General features: G+C 70.9%; 19 protein-coding genes and 1 pseudogene. 12 read left to right on the top strand and 8 right to left on the bottom strand.

From position 1 onward, the window contains the following. Positions 1-39 precede the first annotated feature (39 nt). Positions 40-474, bottom strand: a complete 435-nt coding sequence (locus tag ACIOWN_RS31255; protein WP_362348798.1) for a VOC family protein — start codon at positions 472-474, stop codon at positions 40-42. 339 nt (positions 475-813) lie between these two features. On the opposite strand from ACIOWN_RS31255, the gene ACIOWN_RS31250 reads away from it, so the two are divergent. Both ACIOWN_RS31250 and ACIOWN_RS31245 read left to right on the top strand, forming a co-directional pair. Further along, the gene (locus ACIOWN_RS31250) at positions 814-1,116 is read left to right on the top strand and encodes a zinc-binding dehydrogenase (protein ID WP_401984021.1); all 303 of its coding nucleotides are present in this window, start codon (positions 814-816) and stop codon (positions 1,114-1,116) included. Then, on the top strand, positions 1,113-1,247 hold the full coding sequence (locus tag ACIOWN_RS31245; RefSeq protein ID WP_401984020.1) for a zinc-binding dehydrogenase: 135 nt from the start codon (positions 1,113-1,115) through the stop codon (positions 1,245-1,247). The genes ACIOWN_RS31250 and ACIOWN_RS31245 overlap by 4 nt, the downstream gene beginning before the upstream one ends. Positions 1,248-1,365: 118 nt before the next feature. On the opposite strand, the gene ACIOWN_RS31240 is transcribed toward ACIOWN_RS31245, so the two are convergent. After that, the gene (locus ACIOWN_RS31240; RefSeq protein ID WP_401984018.1) at positions 1,366-2,022 is read right to left on the bottom strand and encodes an HAD family hydrolase; all 657 of its coding nucleotides are present in this window, start codon (positions 2,020-2,022) and stop codon (positions 1,366-1,368) included. Positions 2,023-2,351: 329 nt separating this feature from the next. Between ACIOWN_RS31240 and ACIOWN_RS31235 the strand changes: the two genes are divergently transcribed. From ACIOWN_RS31235 to ACIOWN_RS31215, 5 genes and pseudogenes are all read left to right on the top strand, one after another. Beyond that, positions 2,352-3,161 (top strand): SDR family oxidoreductase, encoded by an 810-nt coding sequence (locus ACIOWN_RS31235; protein ID WP_401984016.1) that lies wholly within the window; start codon positions 2,352-2,354, stop codon positions 3,159-3,161. 233 nt (positions 3,162-3,394) lie between these two features. Next, positions 3,395-4,552, top strand: a complete 1,158-nt coding sequence (locus ACIOWN_RS31230; RefSeq protein WP_362348791.1) for an acyl-CoA dehydrogenase family protein — start codon at positions 3,395-3,397, stop codon at positions 4,550-4,552. Beyond that, the gene (locus ACIOWN_RS31225; RefSeq protein WP_362348789.1) at positions 4,549-5,403 is read left to right on the top strand and encodes a PhnD/SsuA/transferrin family substrate-binding protein; all 855 of its coding nucleotides are present in this window, start codon (positions 4,549-4,551) and stop codon (positions 5,401-5,403) included. Before ACIOWN_RS31230 ends, ACIOWN_RS31225 begins: the two co-directional genes overlap by 4 nt. Then, a complete protein-coding gene (locus ACIOWN_RS31220; protein WP_401984014.1) occupies positions 5,400-6,605 on the top strand; it encodes a ferritin-like domain-containing protein in 1,206 nt (401 codons plus the stop codon). The genes ACIOWN_RS31225 and ACIOWN_RS31220 overlap by 4 nt, the downstream gene beginning before the upstream one ends. Positions 6,606-6,659: 54 nt before the next feature. After that, positions 6,660-6,830, top strand: a pseudogene (locus ACIOWN_RS31215) (alcohol dehydrogenase catalytic domain-containing protein); the annotation flags it as partial. Positions 6,831-6,862: 32 nt separating this feature from the next. Here the strand turns inward: ACIOWN_RS31215 and ACIOWN_RS31210 are convergent. From ACIOWN_RS31210 to ACIOWN_RS31200, 3 genes are all read right to left on the bottom strand, one after another. Further along, positions 6,863-7,012: a hypothetical protein gene (locus ACIOWN_RS31210; protein ID WP_401984053.1), complete on the bottom strand. Its 150-nt coding sequence runs from the start codon at positions 7,010-7,012 to the stop codon at positions 6,863-6,865. 653 nt (positions 7,013-7,665) lie between these two features. Then, the gene (locus ACIOWN_RS31205) at positions 7,666-8,385 is read right to left on the bottom strand and encodes a DUF1990 family protein (RefSeq protein WP_362348785.1); all 720 of its coding nucleotides are present in this window, start codon (positions 8,383-8,385) and stop codon (positions 7,666-7,668) included. 5 nt (positions 8,386-8,390) lie between these two features. After that, complete coding sequence (locus tag ACIOWN_RS31200; RefSeq protein ID WP_362348783.1) at positions 8,391-8,603, bottom strand: hypothetical protein; 213 nt, start codon at positions 8,601-8,603, stop codon at positions 8,391-8,393. Between the two features lie 116 nt (positions 8,604-8,719). Between ACIOWN_RS31200 and ACIOWN_RS31195 the strand changes: the two genes are divergently transcribed. Continuing rightward, entirely contained in the window at positions 8,720-9,556 is an 837-nt protein-coding gene (locus tag ACIOWN_RS31195; RefSeq protein WP_401984012.1) for a DUF1990 domain-containing protein, read from the top strand. After that, the gene (locus ACIOWN_RS31190) at positions 9,553-10,419 is read left to right on the top strand and encodes an SDR family oxidoreductase (RefSeq protein ID WP_362348780.1); all 867 of its coding nucleotides are present in this window, start codon (positions 9,553-9,555) and stop codon (positions 10,417-10,419) included. The genes ACIOWN_RS31195 and ACIOWN_RS31190 overlap by 4 nt, the downstream gene beginning before the upstream one ends. Positions 10,420-10,458: 39 nt before the next feature. On the opposite strand, the gene ACIOWN_RS31185 is transcribed toward ACIOWN_RS31190, so the two are convergent. Then, positions 10,459-12,024 (bottom strand): serine/threonine-protein kinase, encoded by a 1,566-nt coding sequence (locus tag ACIOWN_RS31185; protein WP_401984010.1) that lies wholly within the window; start codon positions 12,022-12,024, stop codon positions 10,459-10,461. Positions 12,025-12,366: 342 nt separating this feature from the next. Between ACIOWN_RS31185 and ACIOWN_RS31180 the strand changes: the two genes are divergently transcribed. Both ACIOWN_RS31180 and ACIOWN_RS31175 read left to right on the top strand, forming a co-directional pair. Beyond that, positions 12,367-12,549: a hypothetical protein gene (locus tag ACIOWN_RS31180; RefSeq protein ID WP_362348776.1), complete on the top strand. Its 183-nt coding sequence runs from the start codon at positions 12,367-12,369 to the stop codon at positions 12,547-12,549. A 41-nt stretch (positions 12,550-12,590) separates the two neighbouring features. Then, complete coding sequence (locus ACIOWN_RS31175) at positions 12,591-12,851, top strand: hypothetical protein (RefSeq protein WP_100570841.1); 261 nt, start codon at positions 12,591-12,593, stop codon at positions 12,849-12,851. Positions 12,852-12,957: 106 nt separating this feature from the next. Here ACIOWN_RS31175 and ACIOWN_RS31170 read toward each other — a convergent pair whose 3' ends face one another. Further along, complete coding sequence (locus ACIOWN_RS31170) at positions 12,958-13,383, bottom strand: VOC family protein (RefSeq protein ID WP_362348774.1); 426 nt, start codon at positions 13,381-13,383, stop codon at positions 12,958-12,960. A gap of 217 nt (positions 13,384-13,600) precedes the next feature. After that, positions 13,601-14,362, bottom strand: a complete 762-nt coding sequence (locus tag ACIOWN_RS31165) for a maleylpyruvate isomerase family mycothiol-dependent enzyme (RefSeq protein WP_401984008.1) — start codon at positions 14,360-14,362, stop codon at positions 13,601-13,603. 416 nt (positions 14,363-14,778) lie between these two features. Between ACIOWN_RS31165 and ACIOWN_RS31160 the strand changes: the two genes are divergently transcribed. Then, on the top strand, positions 14,779-16,263 hold the full coding sequence (locus ACIOWN_RS31160; RefSeq protein ID WP_362348772.1) for a penicillin-binding protein 2: 1,485 nt from the start codon (positions 14,779-14,781) through the stop codon (positions 16,261-16,263). The last annotated feature ends 47 nt before the right edge of the window (positions 16,264-16,310 follow it).

Below are 16,310 nucleotides of genomic sequence, written 5' to 3'. Positions count from 1 at the left end.
GCACCGGTCGACTCGCGAAGGCGCCACGTCCGCGGCCACTCAGTCGAGACAGAACTCGTTGCCCTCGATGTCCTGCATCACGAGGCACGACTCGTTGAAGCCATCGGCGAGCAGCAGTTGCACGCGAACCGCGCCGAGCGCGATCAGCCGTGCGCACTCGGCCTCGAGCGCGGCCACGCGTTCCTCACCCACGAGCCCGGTGCCGACCCGCACGTCAAGGTGCAGCCGGTTCTTGACGGCCTTCCCTTCGGGAACGCGCTGGAAGTACAGCCGCGGGCCCACACCCGAGGGATCGACGCATGCGAACCCTGAACCCTGACGTTCAGGAGGCAGAGTGCGTTCGAAATCGGTCCAAGTGGCGAACCCCTCCGGTGGCGGCGGTACGACGTACCCCAGCACCTCGCACCAGAAGCGAGCGACGCGCTCGGGTTGTGCACAGTCGAAGGTGACCTGGAACTGCTTGATCGACGCCATCGGCCCATCGTATGGGCGCACTTGATCGGCGCTCCATGGATTAAGCCCTGGCGGACTTCGGGAGGGCGCACCCCGTTTTGCCCGCCGGCGGGCATTGACGGCCGTAGTGCTTACGCCTGCCTTGCCCTCACTCGCGCGGCGGACACGTGCCCGTCGTGACGGGTCCCGAGGAGATGCACATGATACGCGGCGACCCCTGCGCGGCACGGCGGCGTTCGCCGAATACGCCTGCGCCGCGGCGGATTTGGTGGTGCCCAAGCCCGAGCGTCTGTCGCCGTACAGATCGCGGCCTGCCTGGACGCGGAGGTCACCGGGGTGTGCAGCGCCGGCAGCACCGAAATGGTGGAGTCACTGGGCGCCGCGCACGTCATCGACTACGCCCGCGAGGACTTCACCGACGGTCGTGCCCGCTACGACGTGATTCTGGACAACGTGGGCAGCCTTCCGCCGGGTCGACTGCGCCGGGCGCTCACTCCGATCGGGATCCTGGTGGCCAACGGAGGCGGCTCACCCGGCCGGGTGTTCGGGGCGATCGGCTCCATGCTGAAGCTGGCCGCGGCCAACGCGGTCACCCGGCACAGCCTGCGTCCGATCACCCGGCGACCCCGGACGGTCCGGCCCATGAGGACCTGCTCGCCGTGACCGCGCTCATCGAGGCCGGTCAGGTCGCTCCCGTGGTCGGCCGGACCTGCTCCCTGGCCGATACGGCCGAGGCCATGCGCCATGTGGAGGAGGGCCACCCCCGCGGCAAGACCGTGATCACTGTGCGCTGACGTACGGGCCGCCGGTCCTGCTCGGCCCCCGGTTCCACCGCACCGGCCGGCGGCAAGGTGCCCCAGGGCCGGGCCGTCCCGTATGCGGAAGCGCTGGTTCGGGGTGCTGCGGGGGTGTTCAGGCCAGGGGGCTGTCCGAGAGGCCGGCCAGCAGGTGCGCGGGGTCGTCGTAGACCGCGCCCGCCCCGGCCTGTTCCAGGTCGGCGCGCGGGATGCCGCCACACAGGACGGCGACGCAGCGAACCCCGGCCCGGCTGCCGGCCTGCATGTCCCACACGGTGTCGCCCACGAACACGGCCCGCTCGGCGGGGACCCCGGCCAGTTCGAGGGCGTGCGCGACCGGCTCGGGTGCCGGCTTGCCTTGTTCGACGTCGTCGGAACTGGCCGTGGCGGCGATGGCCTCGTCCGCGTCGATGGCGCGGCGCAGCGCGCTCAGTTCGGGGCCGCTCGCCGAGGTGGCGAGGAGCACTGTCCAGTCGTTCCGGTGCAGTTGCCGGAGCAGCCGCCCGGCGTCCTTAAGTGCCGGCAGCCTGTCGAAGTACTGGGCGTACAGGGCGGTGTGGGCGGCGCTGAGCCGGCTGTCCTGCTCCTTGTCGCGGTCCTCGCCGAGCAGGTGGGCGATCAGATCGGTGGAGCCGAGCCCGACCGAGCGATGGATGGCGTGCATGGGCACCCGGTGCCCTGCCTGCCGGAAGGCCTCCCACCAGGTGGTGACGTGGAGGTGGTTGGTGTCGACGAGTGTTCCGTCGACGTCGAAGACGGCGGCACGGTCCATCCGGGGGTCCCTTTTCGTATGAGAGTCGAACGGATGAGAGGCACGGGCACCGGGTCAGGTGCCCGCCACACCGGGCGGCGTCCGGCGCTCCCGGGTCATGTCCAGCAACTGGTACCCGGTCACGTGGTCACCACGCGCTCCGGGGGCGTTCCGCACTCGTCCGGGTCTGTCGTCGCCTCCACCTCCTCAAAGGGTTCCGCGGCGCCACCGGGGGACCGCATCACCCGGGGCCCCGTGTGACCCGTCCGACAGCCCTGCCGGTTTGCCCGGATCGCCGTCGGGTACTGCGGTGGGTCGTCCGAGCCGATCCGCCCCGTAGGAGGCCGGCCATGTCCGCTCCCGCCGCACCCGTCCCGAAGGTCGCCGTGATCACCGGTGCCGACTCCGGTATCGGCCGGGCCACCGCCGTACGCCTGGCGCAGGAGGGGATGGACATCGGCATCACCTGGCACAGCGACGACAAGGGCGCAAGGGCGACCGCCGAGGAGGTCCGCGGCGCGGGCCGCCGGGCGGCACTCGCCCGGATGGACCTGACCCGCCCGCCCGCCGCCGCGGAGGTACTGGACGAGCTGTGCGACGAGCTCGGCCGGCTCGACGTGCTGGTCAACAATGCCGGCATCGGCACGGCCACGCCCTTCGTCGACCTCGCCCCGGACGACGTGCGACGTGTGCTGGACGTGGACCTGGTCGGGCCGCTGCTGTGCGGGCAGCAGGCGGCGCGCCGCATGATCGGGCAGGGCCACGGCGGCCGGATCGTCAACGTCACCTCCGTGCACGAGCACCAGCCGCGTGTCGGCGCCGGACCGTACTGCGCGGCCAAGGCCGGCCTCGGCCTGCTGACCCAGGTCATGGCCCTGGAACTCGCCGAGCACGGCATCACCGTCAACGCGGTCGCGCCCGGCGAGATCGCCACGCCCATGACCGGCCAGGAGGACACGGACGTGCACACCGAGCGGCGTCCCGGGGTGCCTCTCGGGCGGCCCGGTGACGCCCGCGAGGTCGCCGCCGTGATCGCCTTCCTCGCGGGTCCCGACTCCTCCTACGTCACGGGCGCGTCCTGGAGCGTCGACGGCGGCATGCTGCGCATGGGCCCCATGGCCGGCTCGCACCTGGAGGGCGACGACTGGAGGCGCCCCTGAGCGGGCGACCGGCGGGGGGATCGCTGCAGCGCCGCGGTCCAGCCGCCGTCGACCGTCAGGGTGCGGCCGGTGATGCGGGACGCGCCCGGGAGGACAGGAGGACGACTGCGTCGGACGCGCCTCATCTCTTCCCGTGGTGAGCGGCGCGTGCTCCTCTCGTTACGCCGGACGGAATGCTTGACTTCGGAACAACACAGGGCATCTCGTGACTACTCGTATCAAGGTGCGTGAATATGCAGGCAGGTCGAGCAGCATCCCCGTACCCCTGGACCGACGAGTTCGAGGCCGTCGTCCGCGAGATCGTCGGACCGCTCGCCGACGACGTGGACCGGGCCGGCCGCTTCCCGAGCGAGGGGGTCCGGGCACTGGGCGAGGCCGGCCTGCTGGCCCTGCTCCTGTCGCGGGACAGCGGCGGGGCGGGCGCGGGACTGCGCGAAGGCGCGCAGGTGATCGAGCGGCTCGCGGGTGCCTGCGGGTCGACGGCCATGGTGCTGCTGATGCACTACTCGGCCATGAGCGTCCTGGACCGGTACGCCCCGGACGACGTGCGGCGTGACATCGCCGCGGGCCGTCATCTGAGCACCCTGGCGTTCTCCGAGCGGGGTTCCCGCAGCCACTTCTGGGCCCCGGTGGGCACGGCCACGCCCGACGGGGCCGACACGGTGTACCTGGACGCGCAGAAGTCGTGGGTCACCTCGGCCGGCCAGGCCGACAGCTACGTCTGGTCGAGCAGGCCGGTCCAGGAGGACGGCGTGATGTCGCTGTGGCTGGTGCCCGGTGGCAGCGCCGGGCTCGAAGTGCGCGGCGAGTACGACGGGTTCGGGCTGCGCGGCAACGCCTCCAGCCCCATGTCCGCCAAAGCGGTCCGCGTCCCCCGGACCGCACTGCTGGGAGCCGACGGGGAAGGGCTGACCACGGCTCTGGAGGTGGTGCTGCCGTGCTTCCTGGTACTCAGCGCGGCCTTCTCGCTCGGTGTGACCGAAGCCCTGCTCGGCCTCACCGCCACACACCTTCGCGACACGCGGCTGGAGCACCTGGAGCAGACGCTCGCGCAGCAGCCGCTGACGCGCCACCAGTTCGCACAACTGCGGCTGCGCGCCGACTCGTTGCGCGCGATGATGGGGGAGACGCTCACCGCGCTGGAGAGCGGACGCCCGGAGGCGACGCTGCGGGTCCTGCAGATCAAGGCCCTCGCCGCCGAGACCGCCGCCGCAGTCGCGGACGGTGCGATGCGGCTGTGCGGCGGCTCCGCCTTCCGCCGTGAGACGGGCCTCGAACGGCGCTTCCGCGACGCGCTCGCGGCCCGTGTGATGGCACCGACCACCGAAGCCCTGCACGACTTCTGCGGCCGCACGGAACTGGGCCTGCCGCTCTTCGAGGAGGCCCGATGAGAGAGCTGGTGCTCGGCGCCGTCGCGTACGACCCCAAGGTCGTGACCATCTGGTCCGGATTCCGGTCGTGGCTGCGCGCGCGGGACCTGCCCTTCGACTTCGTGCTCCACTCCCATTACGAGCGGCAGACCCGCGACCTGGTCGACGGGCGGATCGACGCCGCCTGGCACTCACCGCTGGCCTGGCTGCGTACCCGTCGGCTGGCCGCCACGGCCGGGACGGTGGTGAGACCGCTCGTCATGCGGGACACGGACCGCGACCTGACCTCCGTGGTCGTGGTCCGGTGCGACAGCACACTCCGCTCGCCGGCCGACCTCAAGGGCAAGGCCGTTGCCGTCGGCGCGGTCGACTCGCCCCAGGCGACCCTGATCCCGCTGCGTCACCTGGCCGACCTCGGCCTGGTCGCGGGCACCGACTTCGAGGTACGCCGCCACGACACCGGAGTGGGCCTGCACGGCGACCACATCGGCGGCGAACGGGACGCGGCACGCGCCCTGATGGCGGGAGCGGCGGACGCCGCCTGCATGATCGACGCCAACCACCTGCTGTTCGCGCAGGAGGGCACCCTCCCGCCCGGCAGCACACGCCTGCTGACGCGTACCCCGCCCTACGACCACTGTCTCCTGGCGGCGGGACCATCCCTGGACACGGAACTCGGGGAGCGGTTCACGGAACTCCTGCTGGCCATGTCCTACGACGATCCCGAAGTCCGCCGGCTCCTGGACCTGGAGGGGCTCACCCGGTGGGTGCCCGGGCGGGAGACCGGTTTCGGCCCGCTGACCGCGGCGGTCGACGCGACGGGTTTCTACGACCCGAGCGGCCGGATCACCGCGGACGGCTACCGGCCATGACCCCCGGCACGAACGTGGTCGACCTCGGGGCGCTCGGCTTCGAGCAGGGCGCCCACCTGCTGCTGGACCGCGCCTTGCGGCAGGCGCCGCACGGCAGCCGGATCGAGGTCCTCGGCACGGACCCGGCACTGCTGCCGCACCTGGCCGTCTGGTGCCGCCATGAAGGGCACGAGCTTCGGACCGCCGAGCCGGGGGAGGCACCGGTGGTGGCGCGCCTGCGGGCGGGGCCTGCCGCGGGTGCCCGTCTCAAGGCCGCGCAACGCGCCGGTGGCCCGTCCGCCGCGCAGATCGCCGAGCGGGCGCCCCTGCACTGGGGCCTCGCGGCACGCGGGGCGCTGGTGGAGGCGGGCGGCCCTGAGGTGCCCTTCACGGTGGTCGACCGGGACATCGCGTGGGCGGACCTCGCACCGCGCCTGTACCAGCAGGCCGCCGCCTCACAGTGGGACCCGCAGAGTGCGGTGGAATGGGATGCCGACTTCACCCTGCCCGGCGAGATCGAGGCCGCCGTCGTCCAGGTGATGACATACCTCGTGGAGAACGAACAGGCCGCCCTCGTGGTGCCGGCGCGGCTGCTGGTCCAGGTCCATCCCCACTTCCGCGAGGTGCTCCAACTGCTCGCGGTCCAGGCCGCCGACGAGGCCCGGCACGTGGAGGTCTTCACCCGGCGGGCGTTGCTGCGGGGCGGCTCGATGGGCACCTCCTCGGTGGGTGGCAGGGCGTCGCTCGCGACCCTGCTGACCGAGCCGGACTTCTCCATCGCGTCCTTCCTGCTCTCCGTGCTCGGGGAGGGCAGCTTCCTCAGCCTCCTGGCGTTCCTGGAGCGGCACGCCCCCGACCCGGTCACCCGCCGCGTCAGCCGTCTGGTCCGCCAGGACGAGGCGCGGCACGTGGCGTTCGGGGTCGGGCACCTGGAGCACCGCGCCACGGCCGACCCGCTGCTGCACGACCGGCTGCGGGCCGCGGTGGAGCGGCGGCACGACGCGCTGATCGGGACGGCGGGACTCAACCGGGACGTCTTCGACTCCCTGGTGCTGCTGGCTGCCGGCTCCTTCGAGCCGCAGGACATCGCACGCGGCTGGCAGGCGGTGCGACGGCTGCGGACCGAGATGGACGAGGGACGCCGCCACCGCCTGTCCCGTCTGGGCTTCTCCGACGGCGATGCGGCCGCCCTGTCCGCACTGCACACCCGCAACTTCATGTGACGCGCGCTCCACCGAGCCGGGCCGGCCGCACCCACGGGGGAGGTGGTGGTGCGCATGCTCGCGTCGACCGTGAATCCCTCGGACGAGGTGACCGTCTCGGGTGCCTACGGCTCGCGGACGTCGTTCCCCATGGTTCCGGGGTTCGAGGGCGTCGGTGTGATCGACGCTGCCGGCCCGGGAGTGCCTGCTGCGGCGGTGGGCCGGCGTGTCCTGCCGCTGGGGTTTGCCGGGGCCTGGCAGCAGTACAGGAGACTCGACTACTCCTGGTGTGTCCCGGTGCCGGACGACCTTCCCGACGAGGTCGCCTGCTTCGCCTGCATCAACCCCTTGACGGCCGTCATGATGGTCGAGCGGTTCTGCCGGCCGGGCGTGCGGAACGTGGTGGTCACTGCGGCGACATCGGCCATCGGCCGACACCTGGCGGAACTCCTGACCGATCGTGGAGTCGCACCGGTCGGGATCGTGCGCGGAACGCCGGGCCGGACGGTGGCCGAGCCGTCCCGGTGGCGGGCAGTGATCCGGACGAACGAGCCCGGGTGGCGCGAAGAATTGCGGTCGGTGATCGGACCTCAAGGCGTCGATGCGGCCTTCGACTGCTGCGGTGGCGGCATGGGCGAAGAGGTGTTCACTCTGACGGCCCGCGGCGGCGCGTTCGTCCACTACGGCCTGCTGTCGGGAGCGCCGCTCTCGGCGGAGTGCCTCACCGGCCGCAAAGACGTACGAGTGGAACTCTTCCGCCTGCGCGACACCGTTCACAAGGAGGGCGGACGGCACCTGTCCGGGCTGTTCGCACCGGTTTTCGAGAGCCTGCGCCGCGGACGCCTGCGCACGGCCGTCGGTGAACGCATCGGGCTCAGCGAACTCACCGGCCACCTCGAAAGCCGGCAAGCGGCCCCGCGGGGAAGATCCTCATCGACCCGCAGAGGTGACCACCGCCGGGGACCCGGCCGGCCAGAGATCTGCCGGGACCTCGCGGAGCCGAGTCCACGGCCGGCGAGGTTCCCATCGAAACTCTTCGGCGTCCGCTCGCACCCGGCCCGAAGCTTGGTGACTGATCACCTCAGCCGGGCGCGACGCGGCGGATCGCCAGCACGTCCAAGCGACGCGTCTTCGCGTCGGACGGCGCGCACACCAGGTGATCGCCGACCGGTGGGCCGGGATTCGGCTGCTCACCGTGCGACGCGGCCTCGACGAAGGCCTGGAGGCGTTCACCGCAGCGGCGGTAGAACCGCAGTTGGGTGCGACGGCCGAACAGCCGCCACCCGAGAAGAGTGATCCGGTCCAGGGTGGGGGCGCCCTGCGAATGGCAGGAGATCACGAACTGCACCTGTCCCGTGTTCTGCTGCTTGACCACCTCGTAGGTGACCTTGCCGCGCTCCAGGTGGCCCTCCAGGGTCTCGTAGGCCCATCCCCAGGCGCGTTCCGCGTTGTTCCGTTTCTCGTTCACCACCTCGGTGACGCGCACACCGCAGTAGAAGCGCAGGCCGTGGAACCGGGCCTCGAGGAGCATGTTCCTGCCGAGGAGGGGTGCGGCCGGGTCGTAGAGTGCCCGGACGATCTCCGGCGGGGAGAACTCGTAGTCGCGGACCAGATGGCAGGCGTGCTCCCACGGTCCTCCCGGCTCCGGAGCGCCAGGTCGCTCCATGGGCAGCGGGATGCTGTAGGTGTCGATGTTCCAGTACGGGCGGCGTACCTCGTCAGGTGAGTAGTTGACGGGGGACTTCGCGAGCCTTCTCCACACCTGTACGGCGTCGAGCCGCCCGAAGACCGCGTCACCCATTGCGATCACTCGAATTCTTGAAGTGACTCGCCGATCAGCCACAGCGTCGGTGGCCACAGGCCCACGAACAGGGCACGCCGCTCGGCGTTCCCGCGCTGATCCTGGTCGACCGTCTTCGCGCGCACCCACAACGTCAGGCAGAGACCGATCGCCCCGACGGAGGCCAACTGCAGGTGTGCACGGCGTACGCCCGCCCGATGCAGGAGCCGGACCACCATGTGGACCTCCCGGGTTCGCCCACTTACGGCGTCACACTTTGTCACCGCCTGTACGGCAAGGTATACACATATTTATACCTGTTTCCAACGTTTTGCCCGGCTGAAAGGGGGCGCGGATGTCGGGACCGGCCTGCCCTCGGATTCTCGCCGTGCTGGCGCGGTGGCTCCTGGGCACGGTGCTGGTCACCTGGCGCTACCTGTGGGAGACGACCCCCCTCCACCGCGGTGGCGACGCGCCGGGTGATGACAGCGACCGCCCGCCCCGGCTGCCCTTGGAAGCGATCGACGACCGGGTGCAACGAGCCGAGGACGGCTGGGGCCTCCTGTGCCACCGCCTCTTCCAGGTGCGCATCGCTGCCGCCGACCTCGACGCCGGCCGGCTCATCGAAGGGGTGTGCCGCGACTTCAAGCGCTTCGTCCCCTCGGAGGTGGTCGACATCCGTACCGGTGAGCTGCGCGCTCAAGGCCTCGACGTCGCGGACGAGCTGCTGGTGGAGATGCCGGGCCCCTGGAACGGCCCCGTCAGGGTCGTCCGCCGCGACGTGGATTGCCTGCGCCTGGCGACCCTGCGCGGCCACATGGAGGCCGGACAGGTGCAGTTCCGGGCGCGACAGGACGACGACCTGCTGGTGTTCGAGATCGAGCTGTGGGCCTGCGCCGCCAGCCGCTTGGTGCACCTGCTCTATGCGCACCTGCGTCTGGCGAAGGAGATTCAGCTCAACATGTGGGTCCGGTTCTGTCTGTCCGCCGTCACGGCCTCCGGCGGACGACTGGTCGACGGAGTGCACATCCGCACCCGCTGGCTCGACCGTCCGGGCGCGGCACCGGGCCGCCCGAGGCAGCGGACCGGAACAACTCTTCTTGCGCGGCCCGGACTCACCGCTCGCCACCTGGCCGGAGCGGTCCGTGCGGCGGGCGTGAGGCGGGACCGGCGTCGGAGAAACGGCCGGTGACGGACAGCCCCCTCAAGGACCGGACCGTCGTGGTGACCGGAGCCGCGCGCGGGCTGGGCGCGGCACTCGCGCGGGAACTGGCCCGGCGCGGAGCGCGCCTGGCTCTCCTCGGTCATGAGGAGCCTGAACTGCGTGCACTGGCGGCATCCCTGCCCGCCACGGCGCTGGCGGTCGCCGTCGACGTAACCGACAGCACCGCGCTGGACGATGCGGCAGGCGAGGTCCGCCGCCACCTGGGCCGGCCGTCGGTGGTCGTGGCGAACGCGGGGATCGCCGAAGGAGGCCCCTTCGCGACATCGGATGCCGCCTCCTGGCGTCGAATCATCGATGTGAACCTCACGGGCAGTGCTCACACGGCACGCACCTTCCTGCCCGACCTGGTCGCAACGTCCGGCTACTTTCTGCAGGTGGCCTCGCTGGCGTCACTCGGCGCCACCCCGATGCTGAGCGCCTACTGCGCCTCCAAGGCAGGCGTGGAGGCCTTCGCCCACGCGCTGCAGGCGGAAGTGGCCCACGAGGGAGTCGCCGTGGGCATCGCCTATCCCGGCTGGACGGACACCGACATGATCCGCGAGGCCGAACAGTTCACGGCCATGCGTCAATTGCGCACCCACATGCCCCCGCCCGCGGCCACCATCCACCCGGCCGACGTGGTCGCCGCCCGACTCGTGCGAGCGGTGGAGCGCCGCCGCGGCGCCGTCTACGTGCCGTCGTGGCTGCGCGCCCTTCAGGCGGTGCGCTCAGCCCTGCCCCCCGTCGTGCTGCGAGTGTCCCGCCACGCACTGCTTCACCTGGACACTGGGCGGCCGTTGCGCGCCACGGGCCCACTGGGCGCCGGTGGACGAGCCGACCACGGTCGCTGACCTGGCGGAAGCACCGCCCCAACGGCCTCTCGGGTCACCCTAGGAACGGGTACAGCGGCCGGTCGGCCGCTCGACGGGAGGGCGGCACTGGAGGGGGAAGTCGGCCGCGCTCGTGCTCAGGTAGCGGCCGATGCACGCGTTGGCCGTGGTTCTGCCGCGCGCGGCGCAGAAGGCCAGTGCGGAGTGTCCGTCGGTGAAGGGGCCCGGGGCGTGGATCACCCAGTAGCCCGGGCGCAATGACGCGTAGTCGTCGCTGCGGAGCACCTCCGCCTCGGGCACCGACCGCCGGATCGTGGCGAGCCGTTTGTCACGGTCGGCGGTGCCGGCGCCGACGGGATCGGAGTAGAGCTGGGCGATCCAGCGGCCGTCAGGCGGGGGAGGCTGTTCGGCCGGGGCGGCCGACCGCGTCGCTTCAGCGGTTGTCCGTCCCGTCGGATCCGTCGTCGCGCCCGATGCCGCGTCTTTCGTCCGGGCCGCCGGAGTCTCCGCAGTCCGCTCGGGCACGGAACTCACCGCGGTGGTCGCCGGCTGAGTGGACGTCATGCCCGGCGAGGTGCCCACCGCACTGCTCGCCCCGTCCGTCTCCGGACCGCGAAGTGTGAGCACCAGCGCGGTCGTCACGGCCGTGGCGGCCGCCAGCACCGTCGCGGTGACCGCGATGACGGCCGGTGTCCGATTCCGCGGAAGGCCAGGTGCGAGGGCGGATCCGGGGGTGTCCACCCGGGTGGACGGATACCGGGGAGGAAGCGCCGCAGCCGGCGGCACCGACGCGGTGACCGTCGGCCGCTCCCAGTGGGGCGCCGATCCGGACTCAACCCGCGCGAGCATCGCGTCCAGCCGCTCGGCGTCCGGGCGGGCCGCCGGGTCGCGTACCAGCAGAGCCTGGAGCACGGGGGCAAGGGCGCCGGAGCGCACCGGCGGCGGCACGGGTTCTTCCAGCACCGCGGCGAGGGCGGCGAGTGTCGTGGCACGCCGCAGCGGGCTGATGCCCTCGACGCTCACATACAGCAGCAGGCCGAGCGACCACAGGTCGGACGCGGGGTCGTCGTCGTGGCCGCGGATGCGCTCGGGAGCGATGTACTCGGGGGATCCGACGAGTTCGTCCGTCGCTGTCAGCGAGGCCGAGCCGCGCATCCCCGCGATGCCGAAGTCGGTGAGCACGGCCGGTCCGTCGGCGCGCAGCAGAACGTTGGCGGGTTTGACGTCCCGGTGATGGATGCCGACCGCATGGGCGGCCCGCAACGCGGACAGCACCGGACGTCCCAGGCCGGCCGCCTCCACGGGCGTCAGCGGGCCGACCGAGAGCCGTTCCTGGAGGGAGGGCCCTGGCACCAGCTCCATCACGAGCCACGGGTGAGGATCCGCATCGACGATGTGATGGATGGTCACGACGTTCGGGTGATTGAGCCGGGCCAGCGCCCGCGCTTCGCGCAGCACGCGCTCACGCGAGACGTCAGACACCTCCGCGTCCGACCGCACGGCCTTGAGCGCGACCTCCCGCTGCAGCACCGTGTCCTGCGCCCGCCACACCGTGCCCATTCCGCCGCTTCCGAGCCGTTCGATCAGCTGGAAGCGTCCGTCCACGAGATCTTCCCCCGCACCCATGCGCAACAGATCAGGGACTGTGTGAGATCACGTAGGCGGTTGAGGCGGCTCGCTCGTCGACCTGGTGGACATCGTGGTTCTCACCCGTGGCGCGCGTTGCAGACGGTTGTACCCTGGGTCGAGTGGGTTGTGCCCCCGCACCGTGTGACCGCTGCCAACCCGAGGAGGTGACGGGATGAGTCCCTGCAGTAGTAGTCCCAGCTCCCATTCCGTTGCACCCGGGGCGCCCGGCGGCCACCGCGCCGTCCTCTGACGGCCGCCTCGACTCGAAGGGCGAAACGCCGGGCGGTGATCGTGTTCGCCGCCGGCGCGCCTCGGGTGCCGATCAGGCGGAGGTGCGTCATGACGATCACCATCACCCTGCCCCGTTTCCCTGTTCCCGAGGTGGCCGAGCGTGGTCTGCGGCAGTTGCGGCCGGTCGCCGAACCGGCGGTGCTCGCCCTGGCCGACGCGTGTGGCGTCGGGATGCCGGTGAGCCTGCTGTGGCTCGGCGTCAAGCTCGCCCGGTCGTCCACGCAGAGCTGATCGACGAGCTGATCGACAGCGCGGCCCGTGGGAGGCATACGGTGAACGGTCCGCAGGAAGAAGCACGCCTGGCGGTTCGCCGCGCGAGGCAACGGCTGACCGAGGACGCGGCCGCCCTGATGGCCGCGTCGGGGGAAGCCGCCGAGATCGGGATGGAGACGCGTGCGGAAGAGCTCCGACGTGCCGTCCTCGTTGCCTGGAGCACCGGCGTCGCGCCCGAGGACATTGCCCAGGACGCCGGCGTGGAGCTCCGTGTGATCCGCGGCTGGGCCGTCCCAGGCCGTACACGTCCTGGCTCTTGATTGCGTCAAGACCTGGTCAACAAGTTGCGTAGACGTGCAGGTCGACGATGATGCCCCTGATCATCAACGACCAGAGCGGACAGTCCGTCCTGCGCTCACTTACCGCCTACGACCGCTGACCCTTGGGACCGATCATCTGGTTGGACGGTGCCAGGGTGCGCAGGACATCGAACTCGTTGCCCTCGGGATCGGCCATGACCACCCAGCTCCGGCCGGGGCCCTGGCCCACGTCCACCTTGGCGGCGCCCAGGCCGAGCAGCCTGGCCACCTCGTCGTCGGTACTGCCGTCGATCGGGCTGACGTCGAGGTGGAGCCGGTTCTTCACGGTCTTGCCCTCGGACACCCGGATGAACACCAGAGTGGGCGGCATCTGGTGGGCCCGGACCTCCTCGACGGTCGGCACCCAGGAGCCGATCTCGACCTTGCCCTCGCTCCGGTCGATCACCTTGAAGCCCAGGACCGCGCACCAGAAGGCCGCGAGCCCCTCCGGATCGTGGCAGTCGACAACCAACTCGGTGAACCTACTGGTCATTACTCCCCCAGACAGTACGAACGGGGGCTCAGCCTATGGGGCCGCGCCACCCGTCCGGCCAGTCGGGGATCATTATGGCTGAGTCGGCAGTGCTGCGGGAGGCGCTCGGGCCTGAGCTGTACGAGGCCGTACTGGCCGTCCGCCGCGCGGAGGCGGAGCTGTTCGCGACGTTCACCGACGCGGACGTCATCGAGGCCGTCCGCCGGCGGTTGACTGGCTACTCCTCGGGCTCCCAGGCGATCAGCTGCTCGAACACCTGCTGGTCGCCCTCGATCTTCAGGTCGCTCAGCGTGAGGCGGCCCCAGACGAAGAGGAGCAGTTGCTCGGCCGTGCCCGTGGCCGAAGCGGAGGCGGGCGCGGCGTCGTCCGTGAGGGGTGCGGGCCAGGCGCCGGTGCTGTCCAGCGCGAGGAGCCACGAGCGGCCCTCGGTGGCGTGGTAGTGGATGGTGGCGGCCTCGTGCGGCCAGGCCGCCGGGGTGGAGTTGCAGGTGTCGAGAAACTCGGCCACGCCGTCGATCGCGACGTCCGCCGGCATCGGCCGCACGGCGCCTGCGGCGAGCTGGGCGTCGTAGGTGTGCACCAGCACCTCGTGCACCCGGCGCCGGGCAACGCCCCAGGCATTCGCCGGCGATACGCCGGCGCCCCACCACGCCCAGCACTCGCGCTCCGGGCCGGCCTCGCGCAGCGCACTCAGCAGCAGCTCGTTCGACTCGGCGTACCAGGCCAGCAGCGCCTCGAGCTCGCGCGGCACCTCCGCGGCATCCTTGGCCGGCGGAGCCTCGGCCGGGCCCGCGGCGACGATCGCGGCCCACCAGCGCTGGCCCGTACCCAGGTGCTGCACCAGCTCGAACAACGTCCACTCGGGGCAGGACGGCACCGGCGCGTCAAGGCTGGGCGCGGCGGCAACCGCACTCCGGAACGCGGCTGACCGCTCGTCGATCAGTTGCAGCAGGGCGGAATACTCAAGACTTTCTGTCACATCGCTTACCTATCAACCCGGCTCAGCCGACCGCACCCTATTTTCCAGGCCGTCGGCTGCGGGAGTTCGAGCACCTGATAGAAAGCCTGGTCGTAGCCATATACCCTTCCTGGCCGGCTCGTTGGACGAGTCATGGGGAAGGGGAACGCTCCTCCGTGGATGGTGCCGGATGACCTGTGTAGGGAAGTCGGCTCCAGTGGTGTCGTGGCGCCCCCTGATGTACGGGGTACCGCGTGTTGTGTGGATCCGCCCTGTCGGCGATCCGCCGCAGCGACGGGGGAGCCCGAACCCGTGTGCGAACTGTGCGGCTATGGTGCTCGCATGGCTCAACCTACCCTCATAACCACCAGGAACCGCCTGCGACCTGCCCAGTTGACCACGGGCACCAGGCCCGGGCTCGTAACTGGAGGCCTGCGATGAACCGGCCTGTGCGGGCGATTGCTGTCTTCTGCGGCCTGCTGATGCTGGCTCTGCTGGTTCGGGCGAACTGGCTGCAATACGTGAATGCCGAGGAACTGGCGTCGGACACGCACAATCGCCGGGTGCTGATCGAACGGTTCGCCTCTCCACGGGGTGACATCATCGTCGGTGGCGAGGCGGTGACCGGGGCCGAGGCGGTCGCGGGCAGGGAACTCAAGTACAAGCGCACCTACGTCAACGGTCCGATGTACGCGCCGGTGACCGGATTCGCTTCGCAGGCACAGGGCATGTCGCTGCTGGAGAAGACCTACGACGGAATCCTGTCGGGGCAGGACGACCGGCTGGCGTTCCAGCACTTCCTGGACGTGGCGACGGGCAAGGAACGTGGCACAGGGTCCGTGGTGACCACGATCGACCCGCGGGCGCAGAAGGCGGCGTACAAGGGACTGACCGGTCTGAAGGGTGCGCGGGGGGCCGTGGTCGCTCTGGATCCGAAGACCGGGAAGGTGCTGGCCCTTGCGTCGGCGCCGTCCTACGATCCGTCGGTGTTCGCGGGCAACACCTTCAAGGAGTCCGACAGGTTCCTGGCGCTGGACAAGGACAAGCGCAAGCCGCTGGCGAACCGGCCGCTGAGGGAGACCTATCCGCCCGGATCCACATTCAAGATCCTCACGGCTGCCGCGGCCCTGGAGCACGGCATCGTCTCGGACATCGACGCTCCGAGCGGGGCGGTGTCCCCCTACCCGCTGCCCCAGTCGACGAACCGGATCGGCAGCGAGGCCGGCGACGCGATCTGCGGCAACGCTTCCATGAAGACCGCGATGCAGTACTCCTGCAACAACGTCTTCCTCGACGCCGCCGCCAAGCTGGGGGAGGACCGGATGCGCGAGACGGCGGAGAAGTTCGGGTTCAACGAGGACGTCTACTCACCGGACTTCGCAGACCTGCGCGCCACGAAGAGCATCTATCCGCAGGACCTGGACAAGCCAGGAACCGCTCTGACCGGCATGGGGCAAGGCAGCCTCACCAGCACTCCCATGCAGATGGCCATGGTCACCGCGGCACTGGCCAACGACGGCAAGCTCATGCAGCCCTACATCGTCGACGAGATCCGGGGGCCGGATCTCAGCGCTCTGGAGAAGGCTGCGCCGGCCGTCATGAGCCAGGCCGTCTCCGCCGACACCGCGCACAAGGTGCAGCAGATGATGGAGCACACTGCCAAGGAAGGCAGCGCCCAGCGCGCGCTGATCGACGGCATCGTGGTCGGCGGCAAGACCGGCACAGCGCAGCGAGGCGTGAACGTCGCCGACGAAGTGCCTTACGGCTGGTTCGTCTCCTACGGCAAAAAGCCCGACGGCGCCTCGGTTGCCGTCGCCGTCTTCATCGACCCCACCGACATGGACATCTCCCGCCAGGACATCTCCGGCGGCCGACTCGGTGCTCCCATCGCCCGCAGCGTCATGATGGCCGTACTGCGGTAGTAGCGGGCTTGCAGCAGGCGGCGCCAAGGTTCCAGAAGGGACCTGGG

It is taken from the genome of Streptomyces sp. NPDC087787 (assembly GCF_044743035.1).
In the GTDB taxonomy this organism is placed as follows: Bacteria; Actinomycetota; Actinomycetes; order Streptomycetales; family Streptomycetaceae; genus Streptomyces.
Note: the sequence above shows the minus strand (reverse complement) of the source record. Positions and strands in the feature narration are given on the sequence as shown.

Coding starts and splice junctions, on each gene's coding strand:
- ACIOWN_RS31185 (WP_401984010.1), bottom strand. CDS start 12,024: ATGGGTGCGGGGGAAGATCTCGTGGACGGACGCTTCCAGCTGATCGAA.
- ACIOWN_RS31180 (WP_362348776.1), top strand. CDS start 12,367: ATGACGATCACCATCACCCTGCCCCGTTTCCCTGTTCCCGAGGTGGCC.
- ACIOWN_RS31220 (WP_401984014.1), top strand. CDS start 5,400: ATGACCCCCGGCACGAACGTGGTCGACCTCGGGGCGCTCGGCTTCGAG.
- ACIOWN_RS31205 (WP_362348785.1), bottom strand. CDS start 8,385: ATGGGTGACGCGGTCTTCGGGCGGCTCGACGCCGTACAGGTGTGGAGA.
- ACIOWN_RS31195 (WP_401984012.1), top strand. CDS start 8,720: ATGTCGGGACCGGCCTGCCCTCGGATTCTCGCCGTGCTGGCGCGGTGG.
- ACIOWN_RS31250 (WP_401984021.1), top strand. CDS start 814: ATGGTGGAGTCACTGGGCGCCGCGCACGTCATCGACTACGCCCGCGAG.
- ACIOWN_RS31230 (WP_362348791.1), top strand. CDS start 3,395: ATGCAGGCAGGTCGAGCAGCATCCCCGTACCCCTGGACCGACGAGTTC.
- ACIOWN_RS31240 (WP_401984018.1), bottom strand. CDS start 2,022: ATGGACCGTGCCGCCGTCTTCGACGTCGACGGAACACTCGTCGACACC.
- ACIOWN_RS31170 (WP_362348774.1), bottom strand. CDS start 13,383: ATGACCAGTAGGTTCACCGAGTTGGTTGTCGACTGCCACGATCCGGAG.
- ACIOWN_RS31255 (WP_362348798.1), bottom strand. CDS start 474: ATGGCGTCGATCAAGCAGTTCCAGGTCACCTTCGACTGTGCACAACCC.
- ACIOWN_RS31225 (WP_362348789.1), top strand. CDS start 4,549: ATGAGAGAGCTGGTGCTCGGCGCCGTCGCGTACGACCCCAAGGTCGTG.
- ACIOWN_RS31235 (WP_401984016.1), top strand. CDS start 2,352: ATGTCCGCTCCCGCCGCACCCGTCCCGAAGGTCGCCGTGATCACCGGT.
- ACIOWN_RS31200 (WP_362348783.1), bottom strand. CDS start 8,603: ATGGTGGTCCGGCTCCTGCATCGGGCGGGCGTACGCCGTGCACACCTG.
- ACIOWN_RS31210 (WP_401984053.1), bottom strand. CDS start 7,012: ATGGCCGATGTCGCCGCAGTGACCACCACGTTCCGCACGCCCGGCCGG.
- ACIOWN_RS31160 (WP_362348772.1), top strand. CDS start 14,779: ATGAACCGGCCTGTGCGGGCGATTGCTGTCTTCTGCGGCCTGCTGATG.